Genomic DNA, 26,858 nt, shown 5'->3' on the forward strand with positions numbered 1-26,858 from the left:
GGGATATCGGGATGTCATAGCACCCAGTCTGACAGCCACATGATGGTTCTTTGACAGCGGTCAACCAGAAACTTTGACGGCCACCCGGAAAAAACTTCCACCAAAAAAGAGGGGGACACCCCTTTACGGAGTGTCCCCGAATACAGCACACGCTCTGGGCTTGTTCACCCAGAAAGCGGTTTATACCATTTCAAACAGACCCGCAGCACCCATACCGCCACCAATGCACATGGAAACGATACCGTACTTGCCACCGGTACGCTCAAGCTGGGCCAGCAGCGTAGCGGTCAGCTTGGCACCGGTGCATCCCAGGGGATGCCCCAGGGCGATGGCACCGCCGCAGATATTCACCTTGTCCATGATGGGGGTTCCCCAGATGCCAAGATCCTTGCAGCAGTGAATGGCCTGGGAAGCAAAGGCTTCGTTGATTTCAAACAGATCGATATCTTCAATCTTCAGACCAGCCTGCTTCAGTACTTTGGGAATGGCATACTTGGGTCCCACACCCATTTCTTCAGACTTGCAACCAGCCACAGCATAACCGATCATCTTGGCAATGGGCTTCAGGCCAAGACGGTCACAGGCTTCCTTGGATGCGATCAGGGTAGCAGCCGCACCGTCGGTGGTCTGGGAAGAGTTGGCAGCAGTTACGGAACCACCAAACTTGAAGGGAGAGCTGAGACGGGCAATGCCTTCAGGAGTGGTACCGCCACGCACACCATCATCTTCAGAAATCGTTTTGATTTCGATGGCGTAGGAACCATCAGCCTGAGGCACATAGTAGGTGGCAGGCGTAGGAACGATTTCCTTGAAGAAACCGGCCTTCTGGGCAGCAGCAGCCTTGGCATGGGTATTGGCTGCGAACTCGTCCATTTCCTGACGGGTAACACCATAGGATGCAGCCACGTTCTCTGCAGTCACGCCCATGGAGATATAAGCCTCGGGGTTGGTCTTGGCAAAATCAGGGTGAGGACGGGGAGTATTGCCTCCCATGGGAACGTAGGTCATGGACTCAATACCACCACCCATGGTCATTTCAGACCAGCCAGCACCAACACGCAGAGAAGCCAGAGCAATGGCTTCCAGACCGGAGGAGCAGAAACGGTTTACGGTAGCACCGGAAACTTCGTTGGGGAATCCTGCCATACGGGCGGCAATACGACCGATGTTGATGCCCTGCTCTCCTTCGGGGAAAGCGCAGCCGATCATGCAGTCATCGATTTCAATGGGATCAATCCCAACCTTGTCAACGCATGCCTTCATGATATGGGAAAGCAGCTGCTCAGGACGGGTTTCACGGAAAGCACCCCGACGGTTCTTGCAGCCAGGAGTCCGCACGGACGAAACGATATATGCATCTCTCATTGTATTCCTCCTTGAGAAGAAATCTTAGCAAATATAGATCAACGGTTCTTCAGCCAGAAAACCCTTATGACCTGAACGAAAACACCGGAATGCAAAAGTCAGGCATTTCCGTTCAGCCTTTATTAGTTACGAAGGGGCTTGCCGGTTTTCAGCATGTGGTCGATACGGGCGATGGTCTTTTCTTCCTTGCAGAAATCAACGAAGGCCTCACGCTCCAGACGGAGAATGTTTTCTTCAGGAACTTCAGTGCCGCACTTCACATTACCACCAGAGATAACAAAGGCAATGCGCTTGGCAAGGAAGGCGTCGTATTCGCTGAGGAAGCCGCCATTCTGCATGTTGTACAGCTCTGCGGTTACCATACCCTGGCCTTCAGCACCCACAACACGAACTTTCTTCTGCTGGGGAGCCTTGTAGCCGGAGGAAACCATGGTCAGAACTTCTTTTTTAGCTTCACCGATGAGAAGATCGCGGTTCATCACAATGCGGTCTTTCCAGGGGTGCATGTGACCGTTGGCTACGGCACCGTCGGCGCTCATGGACACCTTGGCCATGGCAATGGCCATGAAAGTGCTGATGAAGAACTTGGTCAGATCCACTTCCTTGGCGGTACCGCCGGGAAGGGAATCAATCATCTTCTTGTACAGGTTGAGGCAGCCACCGCCTGCGGGGAGCAGACCAACACCGATTTCAACCAGACCCATGTACAGGTCGGCGTGGGCAACGATCTTGTCTGCGCTGAGGCAGGTTTCACAGCCACCGCCCAGGGTCATGCCGTAGGGAGCGGCAACCACGGGGAACTTGGCATAGGTGGCCCGCTGCAGACCGGCATGGGCCATGGCAAGGAAGCTTTCGATTTCACTGTAAGCTTTGTCATGAGCCAGTTTGGAAACAAAGGAGAGGTCTGCACCGGCGGAGAAGGCACCGGGCATACCGCCTGCCTGGTTACCGATAACCACACCCACACCATTGGCATCCACATAATCCATGGAGGCACCCATGAATTCGATGATTTCCTTGTTCAGGGCATTCATCTTGGTGTGGAATTCCACGCAGAAGACGCCATCGCCGATATCAACCAGGCTGGCGGATGCGCAGGTTTTGACAACCTTGTTGTCCGCCTTGATGGCGGCCAGGCTGAGGGCTGCCTCATTGGCAGGAACAGCCTTGTAGGAAGAAGAGGCAAAGTCATAGTAGAAGAGCTTGCCGGATTCCATTTTGTAGAAGGTTTCGTTGCCCTTGGCGAGCATTTCTTCCACTTTGGCGGATACGGGCAGGCCTTCAGCCTTCATGCGCTCTACGGATTTCTTGACACCAATGGCATCCCAGGCTTCAAAGGGACCCACTTCCCAGCCATAGCCCCACTTCATGGCGTTGTCGATTTCCACCAGGCTGTCGGCAATTTCGGGAATGCGGTTGGCGCAGTAGGTCAGCTGGGAAGCAGTGCAGCTCCATACAAACTTGGCACCCTTGTCTTCGCCCCATACTACTGTAGCAATTTTTTCGGTCAGGCTGTCTTTGCCCTTGGCGGCTGCAAGGCAGTCGAACTCAGGCTTGGCAATATCGATGTATTCACCCGTGGCAGGGTCAATCTGCTGTTTGAAGCGCTTGCCTTCGGGAGTTTTGCCGCTCTTGTAGAAACCCTGCTTGGTTTTGTTGCCAAGCTTGCCGGAAGCCACCATGTCTTTGACATACTGGGGAACGGCAACGGTTTCACGCATTTCATCTTCGGGGCACAGGTTGTAGGAGTTATCCGCAACATGCACCATGGTATCCATACCAACAAGGTCAGCGGTACCGAAGATAGCGCTTCTGGGACGACCCATGGCCGGTCCGAAGAGGGCGTCAGCTTCTGCGATGGTGATGCCGTCCTGGGCCACCTTCTGCATAACCACACCGATACCCTGGATACCGATACGGTTACCGATGAAGTTGGGGGTATCCTTGGCCCATACAATCCCTTTACCCAGGCTTACTTCACCGAAGTTGGCCATGAAGTCGAGAACTTCCTGGCTGGTTTCGGCACCGGGAATCAGCTCCAGCAGGTGCATGTAGCGTACGGGGTTGAAGAAGTGGGTACCCAGGAAGTTCTTTTTGAAGGCATCGGAAAGACCTTCGGAAATTTTAGCAAGGGGGATACCGGAGGTGTTGGAAGAAATGATGGCACCGGGCTTCATCACTTTTTCCACGCGGGCAAACAGATCCTGCTTGATCTTGAGGTTTTCCACAACAACTTCACAGATCCAGTCGCAGTCCGCCAGCTTGTCGAAATCGTCCGTCAGGTTGCAGGTTGCAATCCGGGCAGCATCTTTCTTGGTATAGAAAAGAGCGGGCTTGGCACTCAGAGCGCCCTTCATACCAGCATCGACAATGCGATTTCTGGCCGCAGGATCGTTCTTTTCTTCATCTTTCAGGTCAAAGGGGACGATGTCATACAGGTACACATCGACACCTGCAGCGGCCAGAAGAGCGGCGATACCGCCTCCCATGATACCGGAACCGATAACAGCGGCCTTTCTGATTTTTCTACTCATGATTACCTCCTGAATATAAATAATTGACAAGCAAGCAAACCCTACAAAAATCGACTGCCTGAATTGTGTCTCACTGCATTACCAAAAAAATGATTTGTATGTCAAGGGATTTTACGCAAAGCCAAAACAAGAAAAAAACCAAAAAATATCAGCGTTTTTTACAGAAAAAGCCTTTCAGCCACATCAATATCTGCCCTCTGTCCACTCTGAAAGCGCCACAGACAGAGCACAATAAAAAACCAAAGTGAGTCGTCATTCACGAAGAAAAAGCAAAAAAAATGACCGATGCAGGTATCAGGATACCCCTTCCTCCTGTCCTTCGGTCATTTCCGCTGCTATGTCATCCAGGGCGGCATCCGCTTCCGTGTAATCATCAAAAATGAACGCCTCATACCCCGCACTTTTTTCCGCTTCGGCCATGGCCATGAAAAGCCAGACCTGGGGATCCACCACACGGATAATCTCACTGGCCCCCATCTCTTTCAGCTTTCGCTGCACTTCAGCAATTTCACGGATATTGGCCAGAATCGGATCTTCCCCCCTGGGCAGGGAGAATGTACGCAAATCCGACAAAATGGTAAAACCTTCTTCCAGCTTTTCAGCTTCTCGTAAAATTTCCCCGGCAAATTGCAGATACTGCTCGATGGTCATCTCCCCGTAGCGGATATACAGACGATTTTTCGTCATATCCGCCCTGACTCCATTTGGCATTCTTCACCTCATACACCTTTGCCTGCCATCATTGACATCTCTCCCGCAGCGGGATCTTTCAGATTCAAAAAGGCGCCCCCGCACCCCGAAGATCCCACAACCTGCCTGTATGCCCTCTGTCATACCCTCTCTTGAAAAAAAATCAAGACAGAATTTCACCCTGCCCTCAAAAAAAAAGGAGGTGGTGTCTTTTCTGAAAAAGGATATAATAGTCTCAATTTAAAAAGGAATATCATCGTCAGGCGGCCCGGATGGGAAAGCCCCCCCCCCTTCATAGGCATTGCCCGGCTGGGCCGCCCCTGGATACCCTCCGGAATCGCCCCCTCCATACGGGGGGGAATATGCACTGCCCCCCTGACTGCCCCCGCCATAGGCCCCGGCCGGTGGGGGAGCCGCATACCCCCCTGAACCCGCCTGGACTCCCTGCCCCGTCCGGGCAGAATCCAGCATCTGCAGTTCCCCCGCCACAATCTCCGTCATGTAACGGGTCTGCCCATCCTTCTCATAGCTTCGGGTCTGGAGCTTTCCTTCCACATACACCTTGGATCCTTTGCGCAGATACTGCCCACAGATTTCTGCCAGCTTACGAAAGGCCACCACCCGGTGCCATTCGGTCTTTTCCCGTTTTTCTCCGGATTGCCGATCCGTCCAGGTTTCAGATGTGGCCAGACTGAAATTGCAGACCGCCGTACCATCCTGAAAATACCGCATGTCCGGATCCGCACCCAGATTCCCCACCAGAATCACCTTGTTCACACCACGCATGAAACCTCCTTTGTATTCACGGAAACCGTATTTCCCTCATGGAAAGTCCATCGGTATCCACACCATGACAAGATGCCACAGTGGTAAAAGCGTCAAAAATATGAAGCCCCACTTCTACCACAAGCCTTTTTTTCCAACAAACAAAAAGTCACTTTCCGCCTGAAGCCAGGAAGTACGTTTTGGCAATATTGGATGAATAGACAATGATCTGGGTCATCAGCCCCATAAGCTCCATATGCAGTTCATGGGTTTCCACAGACTCCATCCGCTGGCACATGATTCGGTTCAGATGACGAATCCGATACTGAAGCTCAAGATCCAGGTACTTACGCTCCCGCCCCATGATCTCGGCGGCCTTTTGCAAATCCTTTTCCCGAAACGCCTCCTTGAGAAGCTGCAGCTGCTTCAGAACCTTGGTGTGATAAATTTCCAGCTCTTCCCGGCCTTCAGGAGAAAAATTCTTCAGGAGTGCCTGCTTTTTATCCAAAAGAGGAACAAGATTCCTTTCCACAAGATCACCGATGCTCTCCATATCCCTTGTAATGGAAATCATAGCATAAATCACCTGGGTCTGCGTCCCTGTCACTGATGCCCGTCCCACCTGAATCAGAAAATCCCCGATCACCTTATCCAGAAAATCCAGTTCCTGCTCCCGATACACCACCCCTTCCAAAAGGCTCAGGCAGGGATACTCCCGATCCTGCAACTTTTTCCGGGTCATGAACAGCAGGCCCGCATCCCGGACAATCACCCCCAGCAGATCTGCCATACGTGCCATTTCGTTCCTGGCCATCTCCACAGCCACTTCCGGTGCCACGATCTTTGCATCCTGAAGGGGACTGGTGAATACGGGCAAGCCCTCCCTTGCCTTTTTATCCGGTACCAGCACCACAAGAAACCGTGCAAAATAGGCGGTAAAGGGCAGAAAAACCAGAGCCAGCCCGACATTAAAAAAGGTATGTACATTGGCTACCTGCCGGGCAATCCCTCCCCCCGCCATCTCCACAAGGCCGGTAAAAAAAGTAAGAAAGGGCAGACATAACAGCACCCCGGCAATCTTGAACACCGCATGGGCCGCCGCCACCCTCTTGGCTTCCCGTCCCCCCGCCAGTCCCGCCAGAATAGCCGTAACACAGGTGCCCACATTTGCCCCCAGAACAATGGGCAGGGCGGCATCCAGCCCCAGCAAGCCCTGCTCTCCGAGAACAATAAGAATTCCCACAAGGGCACCGCTGCTCTGAATCAGGGCCGTAATCACAATTCCCGCCAGGATACCCAGAACAGGCTGGGAAAGACTCCGGAGAACCTCCAGCGTCATGGGATCAGACCGCAGAGGCACCATGGCGTCGCCCATCAGTTTCATGCCGTAAAAAAGAATACCGAAGCCAAGAAAAATCAGCCCTGCATTCTTCATCTTTTCTTCTTTTCCGAGAAGCTTCATCAAAAAGCCCAGCCCCACCATGACAAGGGCATAGTCCGTAACCTTAAAGGCAATGAGCTGGGCCGTTGCCGTAGATCCGATACCCGACCCCAGTATCACCCCCAGAGTCTGGGGAAAACGCAGAAGTTCCGACTGCACCAGCCCGACCAGCATGACGCTGGTGGCGCTGGAGGACTGCACCATCATGGTCACAAAGATGCCCACGGTCAGAGCCCGCAGCCGACTTCGGGTCATCCGGGCCAGACCTTCCCGCATCCGTGCCCCCGCAGCCCGCTTCATGCCTTCACTCATCAGCTCCATACCATAGAGAAAAAACGCAATCCCGCCGAAAAGACCCAGCAGGACAGGAAACCAATCCATACCTTCTTCGCCCTCTCCTGAGGCCAGTACACAGGCGGGCATGACAGAAAAACAGAAAACGAAAACCGCCAGCAAAACCCAGACCCGCCCATGAAAACCCCCTGAAAGGCCCCCCACTTGTTTTCCTGTATCCCCCCCCAACGTCACAGCCTGCCCCCTCTCCCCAAATAAAATAACGGTTCCGTCCTTAAAAAATCAGCGCAACAGATAAGCACAGATACTGAAGGTTTGAAAAAGAAAAATGGACATACCCGCAATTCTTTTCACATAAGGTTACGGATCCCGCCTCAAAAGGGGCCAAAGTGCCCAGCCTTGCCCGGACTTCTTCCTGTCCAGCTTCCCGTGACTGTGCTAAGAGCAGATGGCTTTGCTGCATCCGTCCTTCACATGAAGGCTTTGAAAGGAATACCATGCCCGTCCCCAAAAAGTCCCCGGCCCCGGGGTTTCTGGCCGTTATCCTTGCCGCCCTTCTCTGGGCCGCATCAGGATCCTTTGCAAAATATCTCTTCAATGCAGGACTCTCTCCCTTTGATCTCGTACAGATACGGCTCACCCTGGCCACGGGATGCATTGCGGCCCTTATAGCCCTCCGTTCTCCACAAAAACTTCGGATTTCCACCCAAAGCCTGCCCCATTTCTTCTTTCTGGGCATCTGCGGCATGGCCGCCATGCAGGCCACCTACCTGCTGGCCATCAGCCGTATCCAGGTGGCTGCCGCCATTCTTCTCCAATATATGGCTCCGGCCATGATCGCCCTCTGGCAGATGGGCTTTCAGGGCCGCAATCTCTCTGCCCGCACCCTGATGGCGCTCTGTGCCGCAACGACGGGATGTGCCCTGGTGCTGGATCTGCCCTCCCTGCATTTCCAGTCCATGGATCTTACGGGCATCCTCGCAGGACTGGCCGCTGCCCTGACCTTTGCGCTCTACTCCCTGGCCGGAGAAGCCCGAATGCGGGAATATGCGCCTGAAACCGTTGTGCTGTATGCCATGGGTATTGCTGCCATCCTCTGGCACATCCTCCTGCCACCCTTTTCCGGCTTTATGGCCCTTGGCGGAAAGGGAGAAACCTGGGGGATCGCCATCGCCATCGGCAGCCTGGGAACAGCCTTGCCCTTTTTCCTCTACCTGTACGGCATTGAGCGTATCGGTGCCTCTCCGGCCAGCATCACGGGAACCCTGGAACCGGTTTTTGCGGGTATTCTCTGCTTTTTTCTTCTGTCAGAAAAACTCAGCCCCATGCAGATGGGAGGTGCCGTCCTGGTGATGGGAGCCATTGCCCTGCTGCAACTGCCACAAAAACAGATCCCCCCCATCGAAAGAGAGACCGCATGAGACGAACACGTCTCCATAAACAGATCCGCAAAAGACTTCTGGACAGAGATCAGGACTTCTTTGTCATCTGCCCGCCGGGTTTTGAAGCAGAATGCGCAAACGAAATCCAGGCCCTTTCCCACTCCCCCCTTACCCTTACAACGGAAAGGGGAGGGCTTACCTTCAAGGCAGCCCTCCCCATTGTCCCGGAACTGAATCTGACACTCAGAACCGCCTCCCGGATCCTCATGCGCATAGGCCATTTTACGGCAAGAGAATTCCACCAACTCGAAAAAGCCGCTGCGGAAATTCCATGGCCGCTGTATTTTCCCAAAGGCCCCAGCCCGGAAATCCGGGTCAGCTGTCAGCACTGTCGCCTCTACCATACGGAGGCCATTGCCCAGCGTATCCGCAACATCTTTGAAACAAAAATGATGGCAGCCGATGGTGCCCCATTCAGATCCGAATGGCCTCTCCCCACACTGTACATCCGTGGAGAAAAGGATCGCTTCATCCTCTCCATTGACAGCTCTGGCCCCCATCTGCATCTGAGAGGGCTGAAAACCCAGGGAGGGAAGGCTCCCCTGCGGGAAACCCTTGCCGCCGCCGTTCTCATGGCTTCGGGCTACAAAAGGGAGCGCTGTCTTGTTGACCCCATGTGCGGTTCCGGAACCTTTTCCATGGAGGCAGCGCTCATGGCCACAGGCATTCCCCCTGGATCCTTCCGGAATTTCGCCTGGAAAAACTGGCCCGCCTTTCTGAACGAAAACAAAAAGGAGGAAACCTTTAAAGGCTCCCCCCTCCTCCCTCTTTCGCCTATCCTGGCCAGCGACAGGGATACGGACACCGTACAGCGTCTCCGTACACACTGCCAGACCCATCCTGCCTTACAGTGCGTCACCGTGAGTCAGGCAGATTTTTTTTCCCTCTCTCCCCCGGACACCCCGCCGGGGCTTGTCGTACTGAATCCCCCTTATGGCCTGCGCATGCTACAGAAAACTGAGGCTGACAGCCTGACGCACGCCATCCAAAACCGGCTCTCAAAAAAATGGCGGGGCTGGCAGACAGGCCTGATTCTTCCTGAAACATCCGGTGTCGCCTCCATTCCCGGATTACAACGCCGGGGCTTCCTTCACGGAGGCTTGAACATGTACCTTTTCACGGGCCGAATTCCATAGGCTGAAAAGGCTGGACTTTCAGGGGACTCCATCAAATCAGCCCTAAGCCATGGACAGGGTTTCCAGAAGACTTTCAGCCTCTTCAAGGCTGCGCACAAGGCTTGTGGGATACCCCAATTCCTGACTGCCGGTCTCAAACTGAACATGCTCCGGGAGGGCCTGACGCCGTTCAATGCGTATGGCCCTTGCAATGCCGGCGTCTTTCAGTCTTTTCTGTACCTGCTGAATCAGCTCCTCGCCCGAATCCCCCACACGACGGTACTGACGCAGATCCGTCACACAGGAAAACCCCGGAGTCAGGGCCGGAAGTAGGGCTTCAACATCTTCCAGGAGGTTCTGGATTTCCCCATGGGACTCCAGCAGACCAATGGTAATATAAAGGCGGTTTTTTTCTGTGTCCGTTCGGATGGAGAACATGGCGGCACCACATTTGTTATGGGAAAAAAGAATACCAATCTTTTTTTTCTTAACCCATTGCAGCGCACAAAACAAGGTTCATTTTGAAAGATTGTGTTTCATGAGGATAAAACCCCTCAAACCTGCAAAACCGTATTTGAAACAAAAGATAGCTGCTCTGACCTTTCTCAAGACCCGGCATCCTGGATTCCCGGGGGAGAATGCTGCACCCGCAAACGCAGAATACGATTACCATCCATGGTCAGAACACTGATGACATAGGAGGCCACGACAAAGGCCTGATCTTCCTTTGGAATTCTTCCAATATGGTGGAGCAGAAAACCAGACAGGGTGTCATAATCCGGAGATTCCGGCAAGGCTTCAGGAAAAATCCGATTGGCATCCTCCACGGCAATCTTGCCCAGAACCACCCATTCCCCAGGCCCCACTTCCCGCACCAGATCCTCATCCTTATCCGATTCATCGGAAATTTCCCCCACAATCTCCTCAATTACATCTTCAAGGGTTACCAGACCACAGACACCACCATATTCATCCACCACAATGGCCATGTGCTGTTTCCTGGCCTTGAACTGGGCAAGAAGGGTATCAATTTTTTTGGACTCCGGAATAAAATAGGGCTTGCGCATCACCTCCCGAAAGTCCGGTAAGCGGCCATGGGTGGTCTGAAAACGGAAAATATCTCCCACATGCATGACGCCCACCACCTCATCCATCTCCCCTTCAATGAGCGGGATACGGGAAAACCCCGAGGCCAGGATATGATTGAGATCCACCTTTTCTTCCAGATCCACCACGAACATATCCCTTCTCGGCGTCATGATCTCATCTGCGGCAATATCATCAAACTCGAAAATATTGCGGATCAGTTCCCTTTCCTCTTCCTTGATCTCTCCTTCCCTTTCACCAACCTCCACAATGGAAATCAGCTCTTCCTCCGTGATGGTGGGCAGCCGTTCCAGGCGCCCCGTAAGAAGAGGAATAAAATCCAACAGCCAGATCAGGGGGAAACAGAGGAGGGAAAACCAGTAGATGGGAAAAATCACCATGCGGGCAATAAAGAGATTGTTTTGCGTAGCCAGGGACTTGGGAAGAATTTCTCCAAAAATAAGAATCAGAATGGTCATGACCCCTGTCACAATACCAATGGCATGGCTTTCAAACTGCTGAATGGCCAGGGCCGTGGCAATGGCAGAGGCCCCGACATTCACCATGTTGTTTCCAATGAGAATGGTGGCAAGAAGGCGATGGGGTTTTTCCTTCATTTTGAGAATCAGCTGATTTGCCTGCCCCCCTTCCTTGGCCATATGATGGGCACGGGCACGGGAAATGGAAAAAAGGGCAGTTTCCGAGCTTGAAAAAAAACCGGAAAGAATCAGAAAAATAAATAAAAGAATGATAAGGGACAACATGGATCGGGTTCCCCCGCAAATCAGGAACCACACCCTCCTTTCGGATAAAAATTGGAATGAATGCAACAGGGTTCAGGAACCTTTTCGCTCATGCGTAAAATAATAGTGCCTCCCCCTGTATCCTGCAAGCACCTTTCCATTGCATCCCCCCCGGCTTCCTGATATTTTCAGGCACCATTTTTCTGAAACACCCCAAAAAGAAGCTTTAACATGCTTAAAAAATTATTTTTTCACCTCGCGATCGCCCTTGTCATACTTCCCTGCCCAGGAAAAACAAGCTCCCTGAAAAGCCCCTCCTCCCCCACAACCCTGTCCGCCTATTTTGAAAACGATACGGTTTTCGGTACGGATCGGGATTACACCAACGGCATCCGCTTCAGTTATGCTGCGGCCCATGTCCCCTTTGCCTCCCCTGCCTTTACGGAAAAAATGCATGCCCTCATCGACCGCATTCCCGTGGTGGGAGAAGGCACCCAGGATCGTCTTTTTGCCTTGAGCTTCGGGCAGAACATCTATACCAACGAAACCACCCTGAGCCGGGACTATCTTCCCGAAGAAAGACCCTATGCAGGTCTCACTTATCTGGGATTTGCCCTGATGAAACGCTGCGCATGGACGCTGAGTACCTGGGAGATCGGCCTGGGCCTTGTGGGACAATACTCCCTTGCGGAAGACAGTCAGCGCCTCATCCATGAATGGCGGGGCTGGGATCAGCCCAAGGGCTGGCAGCACCAGCTGGATAACGAACCCGTCCTCCAGCTTTTCTACAACAGGAAATGGCTTCTGGCTTCACAGGAAGGCCCTTACGGACTGGGGGCGGATTTTATTCCCAGAGTGGAATGGGGGGTCGGCAATGCCTTTACTTACGCAGGCTGGGGCGGAGAAATCCGCTTTGGCTGGAATCTTCCCAAAGACTTCGGCAATGGGCACATCCGGCCCACAACGGAAACCCATCTTCCTGTGGATCCGGAAGACCCCCGCCTGAAGCCCCCCCTGCAGCGCATCGGCCTTCATGGTTTTGTCGGGATATCCGGTGCCTTTGTCGCCCGGAACCTGCTGCTCGACGGAAACACCTTTTCGGACAGTGCCCGTGTTTCCCGGGATCCCTGGACAGGGGATGTTTCCTGGGGCATTGGTATCATTATCCACCGTTTCAAAATTCTCTACGCCCGCATCCACAAAAGCCGGGAATACAAAACCCAGAAAGAGCGCCAGAGCTACGGCACCATCAATATTTCCTACACCTGGTAACTCTTTTTCCCGGATTCAGGAAATCCGGCCCTCCTCCACGCCATGGCAGGCCACATGCACCTGGGACTGACGGGACAGAAGCTGGGGGATCTCCCTGCGGCACCGTTCATTGGCATAAAGACAGCGCCCGTGAAACACACAGCCCGATGGCAGGTGGATGGGCGTGGGCACCTCCCCCTTGAGTTTGACGTGTACAGGTTTTTTCTGTCCCAGCTTCGGGATGGCGGACAGCAGTGCCCGTGTATAAGGGTGACGCGCTGTCTCAAAAAGATTGGCGGCAGGAGCCAGCTCACAGAGGGTGCCGAGATACATCACCGCCACCCGGGTGGACACATGGGCCACCACAGAAAGATCATGGGTGATCATCATATAGGTTAGCCCCCGCATTTCCTGGGCTTCCATGAGCAGATTCAGAATCTGGGCCTGAATGGAGACATCCAGAGCGGAAATCGGTTCATCGGCCACGATGAACTCCGGATCCACCATCAAAGCTCTGGCAATGGAGACCCTCTGACGCTGACCTCCGGAAAACTCATGGGGATAGCGTTCCCCCCAGCGGGGATTCACCCCCACCTGTTCCATCACCTCTGCAACTCTGTCCTTCACCTCACCTTCGGATATGGAGGGCTGATGGAAGCGCAAGGGTTCTTCCAGGGTCTGGCACACGGTCATCCGGGGATTTAAAGAGGCGTAGGGATCCTGAAAGATCATCTGCATTTTTCGCCGGTAGGCCAGCATGGCACTGGCATCCAGATGGTCGATACGCTCTTTTCCGTAATAGATTTCACCGGAATCGGGCCGGTAAAGCCCCATCACCGTCCGGGCCAGGGTGGATTTCCCACAACCGGACTCCCCCACCACACTCAAGGTCTCTCCCTTTTCAAGGGTAAGGCTCACATCGTTCAAGGCATGCACCCGCATTTTCTCAAGATGGGGACGAAGCCCCTGAAAACGCAGCTGATCCAGAATCCCCCCTGAAATATCAAAATGCTTCACCACCTTGTTCAGGGTGAGCAAGGCCAGATGTGCACTCATATCCTGTCTCCTTTCCCAAGGGTGGAGGCCTGTGCCAGTACGGTCTCGACGTCTACCCTGTCCCCGACCAGATGGCAGGCCACCTGCCGCTGAAACCTGCCCCGCTGACACAGCGCCGGAACCTCTTCCCGGCAGATGGCCTTCGCCAGCTCACAGCGGGGATTAAAGGCACAGCCCGGAGGAATGGCGGAAAGATTGGGCATGGTCCCCGGAATCTGGTACAGACGCTCCCCCGCCTTCCGGCTTCCGGGAAGAGCCCGGATCAGCCCCTTGGTATAGGGATGCTGGGGGCTTGCCACGATGTTTTCCGTAGAACCCATTTCCACAATACGACCCGCGTACATGACAGCGATTTTTTCCGTCACCTGACTGACCACACCCAGATCATGGGTGATGAGGATCATGGCCATCTGCTGCACGGTACACAACTCCAACAACAGATCCATGATCTCCGCCTGTATGGTCACGTCCAGGGCCGTGGTGGGTTCATCGGCAATGATGAGATCGGGATCCGTCAGAAGGGCAATGGCGATGACGATACGCTGACGCATGCCGCCTGAAAATTCGTGGGGGTACTGGCGCAGACGGGTTTCCGGAGAGGAGATATGCACAGCCTTCAGCTTTTCCACGGAAAGGGCTTCCGCCGAAGCCCGGGAAATCTTGCGGTGAGCCATGAGGGTTTCTGCCATCTGATCCCCTATGGTCATGACCGGATTCAGGGTCATCATGGGATCCTGAAAGATCATACTGATCCGGTTGCCCCGCACGGAGCGCATCTCCGCACTGCCCAGACCGGCAAGATCCCGGCCCCGGAAAAAAATCTGCCCTCCGGCGATATACCCCGGCTTGCTGATCAGCTTGATGATGGAAAAACCTGTCACGGACTTTCCCGCACCGGATTCTCCCACAAGCCCCATGCGCTCGCCCCTGTTCAGGCTGAAGCTGACTTTGTCTATGGCGGTCAGATCTCCGGAGCGCAGGGCAAAACGAACCTCAAGATCCTTAATTTCAAGCAAATGTTCCATCGAAAATCATCCCTTGTAAAGCTTGGGGTTGAGCACATCCCGCAGCCAGTCCCCCAGAAGGTTGATTACCAGCACCACCAGCACCAGCAGTATTCCGGGAAAAAGGGTAATCCACCAGGATCCGGAAAAAATATACTCAAAGCCGGAATTGATAAGGGAACCCAGGGAAGGCCGGGTCACGGGCATCCCCAGCCCGAGAAAGGAAAGGGCAGCCTCACTCATGACGGCATTGGCCACCTGTACCGTGGAAATCACCAGCACGGGGGAGAGGGTGTTGGGCAGAATATGACGAAACATGATCCGGCCTGAAGGCAGACCGATCACCCGGGCAGCCTCCACATATTCCTTTCCCTTTTCACCGAGAACGGAAGCCCGTACGGTTCGGGCATACTGTGGCCATTCCGCAAGGCCGATGACGAGAATGAGAATGGGGACGGCAAGCTGCTCGTAACGACCCACACCAAAGGCCGCCTGAAAAATAGCGGATATGAAAATGGCCACCATGAGGGTGGAAAACGAAAGCTGTACATCGGCAAGACGCATGAGAAAGGCATCCACCTTTCCCCCCGCATACCCGGAAACCAGGCCGATAAAAATACCCAGCACCGCCTGAAGCAGCACAGCACCGATACCGATCAGAAGGGAAACCCGCATACCATACATCATGGTGGAAAGCAGATCTCTGCCCTGAATATCCGTACCCAGAAGGTAGCGGGCATCGCCATCTCCTGTCCATACGGGGGGCAGATTGGAATCCATGATATCAATGGCTGAGGTATCATAGGGATTGTGGGGGGCCAGCCAGGGAGCAGAAAAAGCCATGAAAACCAGCAGTACAAAGATGGCAAAACTGCTCAGTGCCACCCGGTCTTTTTTAAAACTGTAAAAGAGATAGGACTCTTTGAAGCTTTGCCAGCGTGTCATCATTTCCTGCCTGAAATCCGAACCTTGGGGTTAACGATGCCGTAGAGAATATCCACCAGGGTGTTCACCACCACAAAAAGAAATCCCACCACCATAAGATAGGCCACCAGAAGCGCGGTATCAGCCCGCTGTACGGCCTCCAGAAACATAAAACCCATACCATGCCACTGGAAAACCGTTTCCGTAAGAATGGTAAAGGCGATCATGGTACCGATCTGTACACCCCCCACGGTAATAACGGGAAGCAGGGTGTTCTTGAATCCATGCACCAGCCATACCCGCAGGGGAGAAAGCCCCTTGGCATGGGCAAACTTCACATATTCGGATTCCAGCACCTCCATCATTTCCGAACGGATAAGACGGATAAAAAGGGGCAGCATGATGGAAGACAGGGCAATGGAGGGCAGAATGAGATGCAGCCAGCCGTCTACGGTGAGCATGCCCGTCTGCCAGCCTCCGATAGCCACCAGCTCCCCCCGTCCATAGGAGGGCAGCCAGCCGAGAATCACGGCAAACACGTAAATCAGCAGAATGGCCGTGAGAAACACGGGAACAGACACCCCTACAATACTGCCGCCCATGATAAGACGGGAAAAAAAACTTTTCGGCCGAATGGCGGCATACATTCCCAGAGGAATGGAAAACAGGACAATGAGCATCCCGGCACAGAAAACCAGCTCCAGGGTTGCGGGCATTTTGGCCAGAATCACATCCAGGGCCGGTTTTTTAAAGAAAAAGGAGTGCCCAAGATCCCCCTGCACAACGCCCTTCAGAAAACGGGTATACTGCACAAAAAAAGAATCATTCAGCCCCAGTTCATCCCTCAGGGCCTCACGTTCCGCTGCGGAAACACTGACCCCCACCAGATCCCGGACAGGATCTCCGATCTGCTGGCGTATGGAAAAACCAAGAAAACTGATCACCAGCATGACAAACACCGCCTGGGTGATACGCCTTACAATAAATGCAAACATGGAGAAAGCTCGAAGGGTTTGAAGTGGAGAAAAAAGACCCGGAGACTGCAAATTTTTACCACAGAGAACCCGAAGGCTCCCTGTGGTATTCCCTGTCCGGATCTGAACAAGACAAGGTTTTTACCTTACAACCAGATCTCCGAAATAGGGGAAATCCATTACGTTCACGATTTTTTCCACATCGAGATTCTTTCTGGAAGCCCAGGAAAGATCCTGCCAGTGCAGGGGAACAAAGGCCGCCTCATCATAAAGGATCTGCTCGATCTCCCGGAGCATGGCATTGCGTTTTTCAAGATTGGTTTCCGTCTGGCAGGCAAGGGTCAGGGCATCCACCCTTGCGTTGCAGTAGTTGCCGGAATTGTACTGTCCGTACCCGGTTTCCGCATTGGGACACATGGCCAGATATTCGGTGAAATTTCCCGAATCCTCCGTATCCGAATGCCATCCGATCAGCTGGATATCCGCCACCTGGGCATCAAACTCATCCCAGTACTGGGCCTTGGGCATGGTCTTGAGATTGACCTTGATGTTGATACGGGCCAGCATGGCCACCACAGCCTCGGCAATCCGGGCGTCGTTCACATAGCGGTCGTTGGGGGATATCATGGAAACTTCGAATCCCTTTTCATAGCCAGCATCCTTCATGAGCTGCTGGGCCTTTTTCAGGTCATAGCGGGGCTTCAGGTTCTCGTTATAGCCGGAATATCCCTTGGGACTCTGCTGCCCTGCCACCGTGGCCCGACCCCGCATGATCTTGTCCACTATCCCCGCATTGTTTACGGCATAAACAATGGCCTGACGCACACGGACATCCTTAAATTCGGGACGACGCTTCTGGTTCATCTGAAGGGTGATGATACGGGTGCCGGACATGGTCACAAGCTTCACATCCTCACTCCGTTCAATGCGGTCCTGATCCTGGGGAGGAACGGGAATGATGAAATCCACATCCCCGGAAAGAAGGGCTGCCACACGGGTGGCGTCATTTTTGATGGGCGTCAGTACCATTTTTGTGACATTCCCGGGAGATGCCTTGTCCCAGTACTGGGGAAAACGTTCAAACACCGTACGCACCCCATGCTGACGGGCCGTCACCCGAAAAGGGCCTGTACCGGACTCATTGGCATTGGCAAAGCTGGGGCCGGTTTTGGTAATCGCCCCTTTGGACTGACCGTTTTCATCGGTACCGGAATAAAAGACACTGTCCATGGGAAAAATATAGGTGGACATGCTCAGAACAAGGCCATAGGGCTTGCTGGTAATGATATCCACGGTATAGTCATCCACGGGCCGGGCTTCCACAAAGGTTTCAAAAAGTCCTTTAAAATCCTGGCTTTCCTTGAGACGGGCCAGGGTCCACTGCACATCTTTGGCCGTAAAAGGATTGCCGGAATGGAATTTCACCCCTTTGCGCAGATGAAACCGCATGGTGAGGTCGTCGATACGCTCCCACTTTTCCGCAAGCCGGGCTTCGTACTGCATGTCCTGGGTCCAGCGAACCAGGGGATCAAAAACCATATGGGAATACTGGAGCATACCACCGGAAAGCTGGACATGGGGATCCAGGGAAACCGGATCCGAGTCAAAGGCCAGTTTGATTTCCTTTGCCAGGACAGAGCCTGCAAGGCAGGAAAACATCAGCGCACAGATAAGGCCAAGCCATTTTTTTTTCATCATTCCTCCGGGCTTTGGGGTGTACGGCAGGAAGACCCTTCTATCAGGATCATCTCCCGCATTTCATTACGAATTTTTAGCTATACCCCTTCATCAGAATTCGGTCAAGAACAGAAAAGAGCGATGTTCCACCCTGTTTCCGCCACTCTTCCAGGGAAATTCGGACTCCCCCCAAAAAAACAATAGTGAACGTTTTAAAACAAAAATAAGCGCTCTTTCGAAGCGGCCCCCTGTCCTTCGCCACAAACACCGAAAAGACTGGAATCCTTTTTCATATTTTCCAAAAAACAGTTGAATTCCAGACAGGCTTGGGCTAGTTTTTTTCAGCATTTTTCCAAGAAACCCAACGAAGACAAGAGGCTTCCCCTTCTTGGCGTTTCGTTTATTTTCAAAATCAATCAAACGACAAGACAAACTGACAAAAATACGGAATATGGCAAAGCCCATCCCCACCCTGTGCATCCCATTGAACTGTTTGCATGTTCAATCACCCAGACTCAAAATCAAAACCCAAAAAGGAGCCCGAAACCATGTTGACCCGGCACCACATCAAATCCCTGACTGCCATGTTCTTCACCCTGGCAGCCCTTCTCCTGCCTGCCATTGCCTTTGCCGCTGATGGCGGCCATCACGGAGGCCCCCACCTGGACGGCGCCCTGCTTTCCGGACTCTGGGTCATCCCCTTTGTCTGCATGCTGCTCTCCATTGCCATCTTTCCCCTGACCGCGCCCCACTTCTGGCACCATCACTTTGGCAAGATCTCCCTTCTCTGGGCTCTGGCCTTCCTCATCCCCTTCACCATCTACTTCGGTTTTTCCCTGGCCCTCTATGAAACCATCCACACCCTCTTTCTGGAATATATCCCTTTCATCATCCTGCTTCTCTCCCTCTTTACGGTAGCAGGTGGTGTAAGACTGAAGGGCAGTCTGGTGGGCACCCCCACACTGAATACGGCCATCCTTCTCATCGGCACCGTACTGGCAAGCTGGATGGGAACCACGGGTGCCGCCATGCTGCTCATTCGCCCCCTGCTCCGGGCCAATGCCCACCGCAAATACAAAGTACACTCCGTGGTCTTTTTCATCTTTCTGGTAGCCAACATCGGTGGCTCCCTCACCCCGCTGGGCGATCCTCCCCTTTTCCTTGGCTTTCTCAAGGGAGTTTCCTTCTTCTGGACCACAACCCACATGTTCCTGCCCATGCTTTTTGTGGCGTCAATTCTCCTGGTTCTTTTCTTCATTGTAGATACCGTGCTCTTTGCAAAAGAAGGCAAACCCATGCCCAAGGGAGATGCCGCAGGCAAGGGAGAAAAATTCGGCATCGAGGGTACGGTAAACCTGCTTCTCCTTGTCGGCGTGGTGGGCTCCGTTCTCCTTTCCGGTATGTGGAACCCCCATATCACCGTCACCCTCTACCATGTCCCCATTGAACTGCAGAATATCACCCGGGATGTGCTGCTGCTCATCATCGCCGGTCTGTCCCTGAAGCTCACCAGCTCCGAAAGCCGCAAAAAAAACGACTTCAACTGGTTTCCCATTGTTGAGGTGGGAAAACTCTTTTTTGGCATCTTCATCTCCATGATTCCCGCCATTGCCATTCTCAAGGCCGGGGAAAAGGGCGCCCTTTCCAGTGTCATCAACCTCGTTTCCCACAATGGGGAACCCGTCGACCTGATGTACTTCTGGCTTACCGGTATGCTGTCCTCCTTCCTGGACAATGCACCGACCTATCTGGTCTTCTTCAACACCGCAGGCGGTGATGCCGCCCACCTGATGACGGACATGGCCAGCACCCTCCTCGCCATCTCCGCCGGTGCCGTATTCATGGGGGCCAACACCTATATCGGCAATGCCCCCAACTTCATGGTTCGCTCCATCGCCGAAGACCAGGGCGTTAAAATGCCAAGCTTTTTCGGATACATGCTCTGGTCCATCGGGATACTCATTCCCTGCTTCATCCTCATCTCCCTGATCTTCTTCTAAACGTTCATGCCATAAAAAGGGGGAAGCCGCACGGCTTCCCCCTGACTGTCCTCCCACATGTTTCCCAGCAGTCCTTCAGCGCTCAAGCTTCAGAAGCACCCTCTTCCGCCACAGACCGCTGCTATATCCCCCAAGGACTCCACCCGCAGCCACCACCCGGTGACAGGGAATCAGGATGGGCAAGGGGTTTTTCCCATTGGCCTGGCCCACAGCCCTGGCTGCACCTGGTTTTCCAAGGGCCTGGGCAATGTCCCTGTAGGTTCGGGTTTCTCCATAGGGAATCCCGGAAAGCTGCTGCCAGACCCGCTGCTGGAAGGCCGTGCCTTCCGGTACCAGAGGAAGATCAAAAATCCGCAACCGGCCTTCAAAATACGCCCTCAGCTGGCTCCCCGCCTCCCGCAGCAGGGGAAAATCCGGAGTATCCAAATTAAAAGGCCCTGAATCCTCCTCAAACAAAAGAGAACACAGGGCCTTTTCCGTACAAAGGATACGCAGAACACCTAAGGGACTGGGCAGGGAAATCCCTCCCAAAACCGTCCCTTCCATATCTACCAGCCCCGCATCAGATAATCATGCATACTGTCGGCAGCCTTCCGGCCAGCACCCATGGCCAGAATCACCGTGGCAGCACCGGTCACAATATCACCGCCTGCCCAGACCCCACGCATGGTGGTTTTACCATTTTCCGGATCCGCATCAATATTCCCCCAGCGGTTGAGACGAATCTCAGGTTCGGAACGGGTGAGCAGCGGGTTGGCCCCCGAGCCTACTGCAATGACGGCAAGGTCACATTCCATAGTGAAATCCGCTCCCTCCATGGGAACAGGCCTGCGTCTGCCGGAAGCATCCGGCTCCCCCAGAGCCATGCGCTCACAGGTCACGGAAGTCAGACGGCCTTCGGCGTTTCCGTCAAAGCGCAGAGGATTGGAAAGCAGCAGAAACTCCACCCCTTCGGCCTCGGCATGATGGGATTCCTCCAGACGTGCGGGCATCTCCTCCCGGGATCTGCGGTACACGATTTTCACGGATTCCGCCCCCATGCGCAGAGCGGTTCGGGCGGCATCCATGGCCACGTTCCCCCCACCCACCACCACCACATTCCGACCCGGTACCATGGGAGTATCATAGGCCGGATCATAGGCCTTCATCAGATTGGCACGGGTAAGATACTCATTGGCGGAATAGACGCCGATCAGGTTTTCTCCGGGAATATTCATGAAACGGGGAAGCCCTGCGCCAACGCCCACAAAGACGGCATCAAAGCCCTCTGAAAGAAGCTCCGTCACATCCACAGCCCGTCCCACCACCGTGTTGCAGGCGATTTTCACCCCGAGATTTTCCAGGGTTTTCACCTCGGATTCCACAATGGCCTTGGGCAGACGAAACTCGGGAATCCCATAGATCAAAACCCCGCCTGGCTTGTGAAACGCTTCAAACAGGGTGACATCATGCCCCTTAAGCACAAGATCCCCTGCCACCGTAAGTCCCGCAGGCCCACTCCCCACCACAGCCACCCGCTTGCCTGTGGCCGCCTGTTTTTCCGGCAACGAGCCATCGCCCTTTGCCCGCTCCCAATCCGCCAGAAAACGCTCCAGATTTCCGATGGCCACAGGACTGCCCTTTTTCCCCAGAACACAAAGCCCCTCACACTGGCTTTCCTGGGGACAGACCCTGCCACAGACCGCAGGCAGGGCATTTTTCTCCCAGATGGTGCGGATACCTTCGGCGAAACGGCCCTCGCTGATGGCCTTGATAAACTGGGGAATGGGAACACCCACGGGGCAGCCCTGAACGCACTGGGGATTTTTGCACTGGATACAACGGGAGGCTTCCGCCATGGCCATCTCTTCCGTATACCCCAGGGGGACTTCCAAAAAATTATGGCGCCGCACATCCGCCGGCTGCTCCGGCATGGGGTGCCGGTCTCTGGCTGTTTTTTTTCCTTCCTGCATACCGTTCCTCCGGCCTTCTTACGCCTGTTCGAGATTTTGGGTCTGGGTTTCCATACGGCAACGATGGGCCTCCATGGCGCTGCTTTCCTCTTTTCTGTAGGCATTGAGACGCAGGGCAAGACCATCAAAATCCACCTTATGCCCATCGAACTCCGGCCCATCCACACAGGCGAATTTCGTCTTTTCTCCCACCGTTACACGGCAACCACCGCACATGCCCGTACCGTCGATCATAATGGGATTGAGACTGACCAGGGTATGAATCCCAGGGGGGCGGGTCATCTCGCTCACCGCCTTCATCATGGGCACAGGCCCGATGGCCACCACAAGATCGGGCTTATCACCAGCCAGAATTTCCTTCAACGCGTCCGTGACAAAGCCCTTTTTCCCTGTGGAACCGTCATCGGTCATCGCCACAAAACTGTCGGAAAGGCCTGCCATCTTATCCTTTAAAATCATGAAATCCGCAGTCCGGGCACCCAGGATGGTGGTCACCCGGTTGCCCGCCTCTTTCATGGCCCTTGCAATGGGATGCAGCACGGCGATTCCCGTGCCTCCTCCAACGCAAACCACATGACCGACCTTTTCAATGTCCGTCGGACGTCCAAGGGGACCGATGAGATCGGTATAAACATCTCCCTCCTGCAAGGCCGCAAAAAGGGCTGTGGACTTCCCGACCACCATGAAAATCACCGTTACCGTACCCGCCTCAGGATTGGTATCCGCCATGGTGAGGGGAATGCGTTCCCCGGTTTCCGTAGCCTTCAGAATCACAAACTGACCGGGCCTGGCCTTGCGCGCAACCCTCGGAGCTTCGATCTCATGGAGAATCACCGAAGATGCCACCAGCTCTTCCCGTTTAACTATTTTAAACATGATGCCTCCTTTTGGATTTTTTGACCGATCTCTACATAAACGTAGAATCCTTAGAAATCAAGCGCCAGGAAAAATAATTAAACACACGGTTAATAAAATCCCCTTTTTCAGGCCTGCCCGACAGCATACGGCACACGGCACCTCAAAATCTGAAAACTCCCCGGACTCAGCCTTGCGCGTTCAGATATTACCCCTGATTCTATACTATAGGCGCAAGAGTTGCCGTTACAGCACTGCAATCCTGTATTCCCACACTGACGATGTGTAACCGGTTTTCAAAAAATCGCTGTAAAAAAACAGTCCCTGCAAGGCACAAACAGGGGGGGGGAGTTCTGAGACAGGATACCGCTGCGGTAAGACAACCGTCCTTTTACAGCACCCCGGCAAGCCCCCACTGAAACATTTGCCCTCCGTCCACAGCAATGCTACAAAGCCCATGACGTAAAGGCACCTTTCGGGCAGAACGTGCAGAAAATCTGGCCAGAATGGTTACCGGGCCGGAAAAAGAACTCTTCCTGAAACCCGAGAAACCGTCTCCTGATTTACCCGTCAAAAAAGATTCCGGGGACAGCAATCTTACACAATTGAAGCATTCTCATAAAAAATAACAGACTCCGAGGCGGTAAGCCCCATCCAGACAAAAAGGAAAGACCCATGCGTTTTTTTGACAGCCATTGTCACATAGAAGACGAAAAAGCCTATGGCAAGGACATTGATGCCGTCATCCAGCGGGCAAAAAAGGCAGGTGTTGTCTGCATGATGGTGGCAGGGATCACCCTGGAACGTTCCAGAGCCGCAGTGGCCCTGAGTGATGCTTTCCCCGGTATTTTTGCCAGCGTGGGTATCCATCCCCACGACAGCGAAAGTTGCAGCGGCAGTACCATCAGCCTTCTCAGCACTCTGGCACGTCATCCGAAGGTCAGGGCCTGGGGAGAATGCGGGCTGGACTTCAACCGTATGCACGCTCCCATGGACGTGCAGGAAAAATGGCTGGAAGCCCAGGTGGATGCGGCCCTGGCCCTGAAACTGCCCCTGATCTTCCATGAACGGGATTCCCGGGGCAGACTGCTGGACATGCTCCGCACCCTGACCCCTTCAGGGCTTTCAGGCGTAGTACACTGTTTTTCAGGAACACTGGAAGAAATGAAGGGCTACCTGGATCTGGGTCTGCACATCGGCATCACAGGCATCCTCACCCACAAACAGCGCGGTGAAACCCTGCGAAGCATGGTGAACATGCTGCCCGACGACGGGATTCTGATTGAAACCGACGCTCCCTACCTCACCCCGTCTCCGGAACGCAATCACCACAAACGCAACGAACCCGCCTTTGTGCCCTCCGTACTGAAAACCCTTGCCGCCGTCCGGAAGGCACCGGAAGAAATACTGGCAGAAAGGGTTTTTCAGAATACCTGCGAACTTTTCCGTCTCCAACCCGAAGAAATCCCTAGACCTTGCGCATCAGAGCCGTAACAGCCTCCTCCAGGCCATCCAGGGACAGGGCATACATGGGAAAAATCTGGCTGATGAGATTGATGCTGGCCGTATAGCCCCACATGCGGGGATGCACGGGATTGAGCCACACACTGCGGGAAAAAATATCGGCCAGAAATTTCAGGTTTTCGATACTGGGCCTGCCGCTGCGATCCTGAATATGAATGGCTCCGTTACGGGCCATAAGCTCATAGGGAGCCATACTGGCATCCCCTACAAAAATCAGCCGCGTTTCCGGATCTTTACGGGTAAAATCCTGAATGCGGACGGGCTTCCTGTACCGATGGGGATCCTCCCAGACCGTATCATAAATGGTATTGTGGAAAAAATAGGTGCGTACTTCCTTGAACTGGGATCTTGCATAATCAAAAAGAGTCTGCACCACATCCACATAGGGATCCATGGACCAGCCGCCATTATCAATAAACAGCATGACCTTAAGCCTGTCCCTCAGGCTGCGGTCAAACATGATCTCAATTTCCCCTGCATTTTTCAGGGTCTGACGCAGGGTGGCCTCGACATTCACCTGATCCCTGGGCCCCGAAGGCACCATGTTCCGCAGCCTTTTCAAGGCTTCCCCCACCTGGGACTGGGTCAGGGGACCACTTGCGGAATAATCCTTGTATCGCCGCTCTCCCGCCACCTTTACCGCAGACTTGTTTCTGGAAATCCCCCCAACCCGCATCCCCTCAGGATGATAGCCCGAATGTCCCACAGGCGACGTGCCTCCGGTACCGATCCAGCGATTTCCCCCGTCATGACGTTCGGTCTGATCCTTTAAACGCTCTTTAAAGTATTCGATCAGTTCATCCGGTGACATACTGGCCAGTTTTTTTTCATCTATCCCCAGTGCCCTTGCAATCTCCTTGGGATCCTTCAGCCATTCATCAAGAAGGGCACGGGCAATTTCGTCCATGTCAAAGCCCTCTTCCACGGAAAGCTCCACCCCCTCAAAATGATGGGCAAAAGCCTGATCAAAGAGATCAAAATGCCGTTCGCTTTTGACAAGGATGCTTCGGGCAGCAATGTAAAAATCATCCAGAGAACGGATCATTCCCATGCCCATAGCCTTGTGCAGGGTTAAAAAAGCCGTGGGGCTCACAGGAATACCGACATTTTTCAAAAGATAAAAAAAGGCAACAAACATAGAGGTTTCCTTGGGGGCTGATGCATCATTTCCTTAAAAATCAACACCTGCTCAGCACGTTTCCATGGCCGACTCAACGGCCCGTTTTGCCTTTTCAGCCATAGGGAGGGCATGGGGACAGAATCAAAGTCCACGACGACGGGTGACAAGACGGGTGACCCGCTCATAGTCCGGACTTTTTTTGAAAAGAACTCCCAGAAACGGTGCCTGCCCCTTCACAAGATCTGCCGCCTTGAAATCCGGATCCGCATCCAGAGCACGCAGCCAGTTGATCAGCTCCCGGGTCGCGGGACGCTTTTCAATCCCGTCCAGCTCCCTCAGCTTATAAAAGGTATCAATGGCATTTTCCGCCAGCCGGGTATCCATGGAAGGAAAATGCACATCAATAATGCGGCGCATCATCTTGGGATCCGGAAAGGCGATATGATGAAAGTTACAGCGTCCGAGGAAGGGATCCGAAAGATCCTTCTTGGCATTGGAGGTAATAATGATGACGGGCCGGTGCTTTGCCTGCACAACTTCATCCACTTCAATAATATCAAACTGCATCTGATCCAGCACATCCAGCATATCATCCTGAAAATCCGTATCCGCCTTGTCGATTTCATCGATGAGCAGCACCACCCGCCTGTCTGCGGTAAAGGCCTGACCAATCTTTCCCATGCGGATATATTCCCGAATATTGCTTACATCCCGCTTGGAGTCCCCGAAGCGGCTGTCATTCAGACGGGTAAGGGTATCATACTGATACAAGGCCTCAATAAGCTTCATGCTGGACTTGACATTCAAAATAATAAGCGGCATGCCCAGGCTCTCGGCGATGGCATGGGCCAGCATGGTTTTACCTGTCCCTGGCTCCCCCTTGAGCAGAAGGGGCATCTCAAGTGCCATGGAAATATTCACAATACTGGCCAGCTCATCATCCAGAACATAGCGCTGGGCACCGGTAAACTGCGCACCGGAATTTTTTTTCATTGCTTCTCTCCTTATCCCATGTGTTCCATAAAAAATCCGGTACCTACAATGGG

The 26,858-nt window shown here is 53.6% G+C and carries 23 protein-coding genes; 5 read left to right on the forward strand and 18 right to left on the reverse strand.

Features of this window, described 5'->3' with window-relative positions; genetic code table 11:
* Positions 1–180 precede the first annotated feature (180 nt).
* The 5 genes from BR04_RS09875 to BR04_RS09895 form a co-directional block, all read right to left on the reverse strand.
* The gene (locus BR04_RS09875; RefSeq protein ID WP_496355839.1) at positions 181–1,365 is read right to left on the reverse strand and encodes a thiolase family protein; all 1,185 of its coding nucleotides are present in this window, start codon (positions 1,363–1,365) and stop codon (positions 181–183) included.
* 122 nt (positions 1,366–1,487) lie between these two features.
* On the reverse strand, positions 1,488–3,899 hold the full coding sequence (locus BR04_RS09880; RefSeq protein ID WP_496355840.1) for a 3-hydroxyacyl-CoA dehydrogenase/enoyl-CoA hydratase family protein: 2,412 nt from the start codon (positions 3,897–3,899) through the stop codon (positions 1,488–1,490).
* Positions 3,900–4,193: 294 nt separating this feature from the next.
* Positions 4,194–4,586, reverse strand: a complete 393-nt coding sequence (locus BR04_RS09885; protein WP_496355841.1) for a hypothetical protein — start codon at positions 4,584–4,586, stop codon at positions 4,194–4,196.
* Between the two features lie 243 nt (positions 4,587–4,829).
* A complete protein-coding gene (locus tag BR04_RS09890) occupies positions 4,830–5,375 on the reverse strand; it encodes a single-stranded DNA-binding protein (RefSeq protein WP_496355842.1) in 546 nt (181 codons plus the stop codon).
* Positions 5,376–5,523: 148 nt separating this feature from the next.
* On the reverse strand, positions 5,524–7,176 hold the full coding sequence (locus BR04_RS09895) for a Na/Pi cotransporter family protein (protein ID WP_496355843.1): 1,653 nt from the start codon (positions 7,174–7,176) through the stop codon (positions 5,524–5,526).
* Between the two features lie 410 nt (positions 7,177–7,586).
* On the opposite strand from BR04_RS09895, the gene BR04_RS09900 reads away from it, so the two are divergent.
* Both BR04_RS09900 and BR04_RS09905 read left to right on the forward strand, forming a co-directional pair.
* The gene (locus BR04_RS09900; RefSeq protein WP_496355844.1) at positions 7,587–8,510 is read left to right on the forward strand and encodes an EamA family transporter; all 924 of its coding nucleotides are present in this window, start codon (positions 7,587–7,589) and stop codon (positions 8,508–8,510) included.
* Positions 8,507–9,667 (forward strand): THUMP domain-containing class I SAM-dependent RNA methyltransferase, encoded by a 1,161-nt coding sequence (locus BR04_RS09905; protein ID WP_496355845.1) that lies wholly within the window; start codon positions 8,507–8,509, stop codon positions 9,665–9,667. The genes BR04_RS09900 and BR04_RS09905 overlap by 4 nt, the downstream gene beginning before the upstream one ends.
* 42 nt (positions 9,668–9,709) lie before the next feature.
* On the opposite strand, the gene BR04_RS09910 is transcribed toward BR04_RS09905, so the two are convergent.
* Together BR04_RS09910 and BR04_RS09915 are read right to left on the reverse strand one after the other, a co-directional pair.
* Positions 9,710–10,084, reverse strand: a complete 375-nt coding sequence (locus tag BR04_RS09910; RefSeq protein ID WP_496355846.1) for a hypothetical protein — start codon at positions 10,082–10,084, stop codon at positions 9,710–9,712.
* A gap of 167 nt (positions 10,085–10,251) precedes the next feature.
* On the reverse strand, positions 10,252–11,496 hold the full coding sequence (locus BR04_RS09915; protein ID WP_496355847.1) for a hemolysin family protein: 1,245 nt from the start codon (positions 11,494–11,496) through the stop codon (positions 10,252–10,254).
* A 210-nt stretch (positions 11,497–11,706) separates the two neighbouring features.
* Here BR04_RS09915 and BR04_RS09920 point away from each other — a divergent pair, with 210 nt between their 5' ends.
* A complete protein-coding gene (locus BR04_RS09920) occupies positions 11,707–12,747 on the forward strand; it encodes a lipid A deacylase LpxR family protein (protein ID WP_496355848.1) in 1,041 nt (346 codons plus the stop codon).
* A gap of 15 nt (positions 12,748–12,762) precedes the next feature.
* On the opposite strand, the gene BR04_RS09925 is transcribed toward BR04_RS09920, so the two are convergent.
* The 6 genes from BR04_RS09925 to BR04_RS09950 all read right to left on the reverse strand — a co-directional run bounded on the left by BR04_RS09925 (position 12,763) and on the right by BR04_RS09950 (position 18,826).
* Positions 12,763–13,782: an ABC transporter ATP-binding protein gene (locus BR04_RS09925; protein WP_496355849.1), complete on the reverse strand. Its 1,020-nt coding sequence runs from the start codon at positions 13,780–13,782 to the stop codon at positions 12,763–12,765.
* Positions 13,779–14,807, reverse strand: coding sequence for an ABC transporter ATP-binding protein (locus BR04_RS09930; RefSeq protein WP_496355850.1), 1,029 nt, complete (start codon positions 14,805–14,807; stop codon positions 13,779–13,781). Before BR04_RS09930 ends, BR04_RS09925 begins: the two co-directional genes overlap by 4 nt.
* 6 nt (positions 14,808–14,813) lie before the next feature.
* Positions 14,814–15,731, reverse strand: a complete 918-nt coding sequence (locus tag BR04_RS09935; RefSeq protein WP_496355851.1) for an ABC transporter permease — start codon at positions 15,729–15,731, stop codon at positions 14,814–14,816.
* Positions 15,731–16,705 carry an ABC transporter permease gene (locus tag BR04_RS09940; RefSeq protein WP_496355852.1) on the reverse strand — a complete coding sequence of 325 codons (975 nt, stop codon included), beginning with the start codon at positions 16,703–16,705 and terminating at the stop codon, positions 15,731–15,733. The genes BR04_RS09935 and BR04_RS09940 overlap by 1 nt, the downstream gene beginning before the upstream one ends.
* A 120-nt stretch (positions 16,706–16,825) precedes the next feature.
* Positions 16,826–18,379 (reverse strand): ABC transporter substrate-binding protein, encoded by a 1,554-nt coding sequence (locus BR04_RS09945; protein ID WP_496355853.1) that lies wholly within the window; start codon positions 18,377–18,379, stop codon positions 16,826–16,828.
* 93 nt (positions 18,380–18,472) lie between these two features.
* Positions 18,473–18,826, reverse strand: coding sequence for a hypothetical protein (locus BR04_RS09950; RefSeq protein WP_496355854.1), 354 nt, complete (start codon positions 18,824–18,826; stop codon positions 18,473–18,475).
* Between the two features lie 83 nt (positions 18,827–18,909).
* On the opposite strand from BR04_RS09950, the gene BR04_RS09955 reads away from it, so the two are divergent.
* Complete coding sequence (locus BR04_RS09955) at positions 18,910–20,361, forward strand: sodium:proton antiporter (RefSeq protein ID WP_496355855.1); 1,452 nt, start codon at positions 18,910–18,912, stop codon at positions 20,359–20,361.
* 75 nt (positions 20,362–20,436) lie between these two features.
* Here the strand turns inward: BR04_RS09955 and BR04_RS09960 are convergent, their stop codons facing one another.
* The 3 genes from BR04_RS09960 to BR04_RS09970 are packed head-to-tail and all read right to left on the reverse strand — an operon-like array spanning position 20,437 to position 23,189.
* Positions 20,437–20,907, reverse strand: a complete 471-nt coding sequence (locus tag BR04_RS09960) for a methylated-DNA--[protein]-cysteine S-methyltransferase (protein ID WP_496355856.1) — start codon at positions 20,905–20,907, stop codon at positions 20,437–20,439.
* A 2-nt stretch (positions 20,908–20,909) separates the two neighbouring features.
* Entirely contained in the window at positions 20,910–22,313 is a 1,404-nt protein-coding gene (gene gltA, locus BR04_RS09965; RefSeq protein WP_496355857.1) for an NADPH-dependent glutamate synthase, read from the reverse strand.
* Between the two features lie 18 nt (positions 22,314–22,331).
* A complete protein-coding gene (locus BR04_RS09970; protein ID WP_496355858.1) occupies positions 22,332–23,189 on the reverse strand; it encodes a sulfide/dihydroorotate dehydrogenase-like FAD/NAD-binding protein in 858 nt (285 codons plus the stop codon).
* A gap of 654 nt (positions 23,190–23,843) precedes the next feature.
* On the opposite strand from BR04_RS09970, the gene BR04_RS09975 reads away from it, so the two are divergent.
* The gene (locus BR04_RS09975; RefSeq protein ID WP_496355859.1) at positions 23,844–24,662 is read left to right on the forward strand and encodes a TatD family hydrolase; all 819 of its coding nucleotides are present in this window, start codon (positions 23,844–23,846) and stop codon (positions 24,660–24,662) included.
* On the opposite strand, the gene BR04_RS09980 is transcribed toward BR04_RS09975, so the two are convergent.
* Positions 24,637–25,830: a vWA domain-containing protein gene (locus tag BR04_RS09980; protein WP_496355860.1), complete on the reverse strand. Its 1,194-nt coding sequence runs from the start codon at positions 25,828–25,830 to the stop codon at positions 24,637–24,639. The genes BR04_RS09975 and BR04_RS09980 overlap by 26 nt on opposite strands.
* A gap of 123 nt (positions 25,831–25,953) precedes the next feature.
* On the reverse strand, positions 25,954–26,805 hold the full coding sequence (locus tag BR04_RS09985; RefSeq protein ID WP_496355861.1) for an AAA family ATPase: 852 nt from the start codon (positions 26,803–26,805) through the stop codon (positions 25,954–25,956).
* Positions 26,806–26,858: the final 53 nt, after the last annotated feature.

The organism is Desulfobotulus sapovorans DSM 2055 (assembly GCF_059569355.1).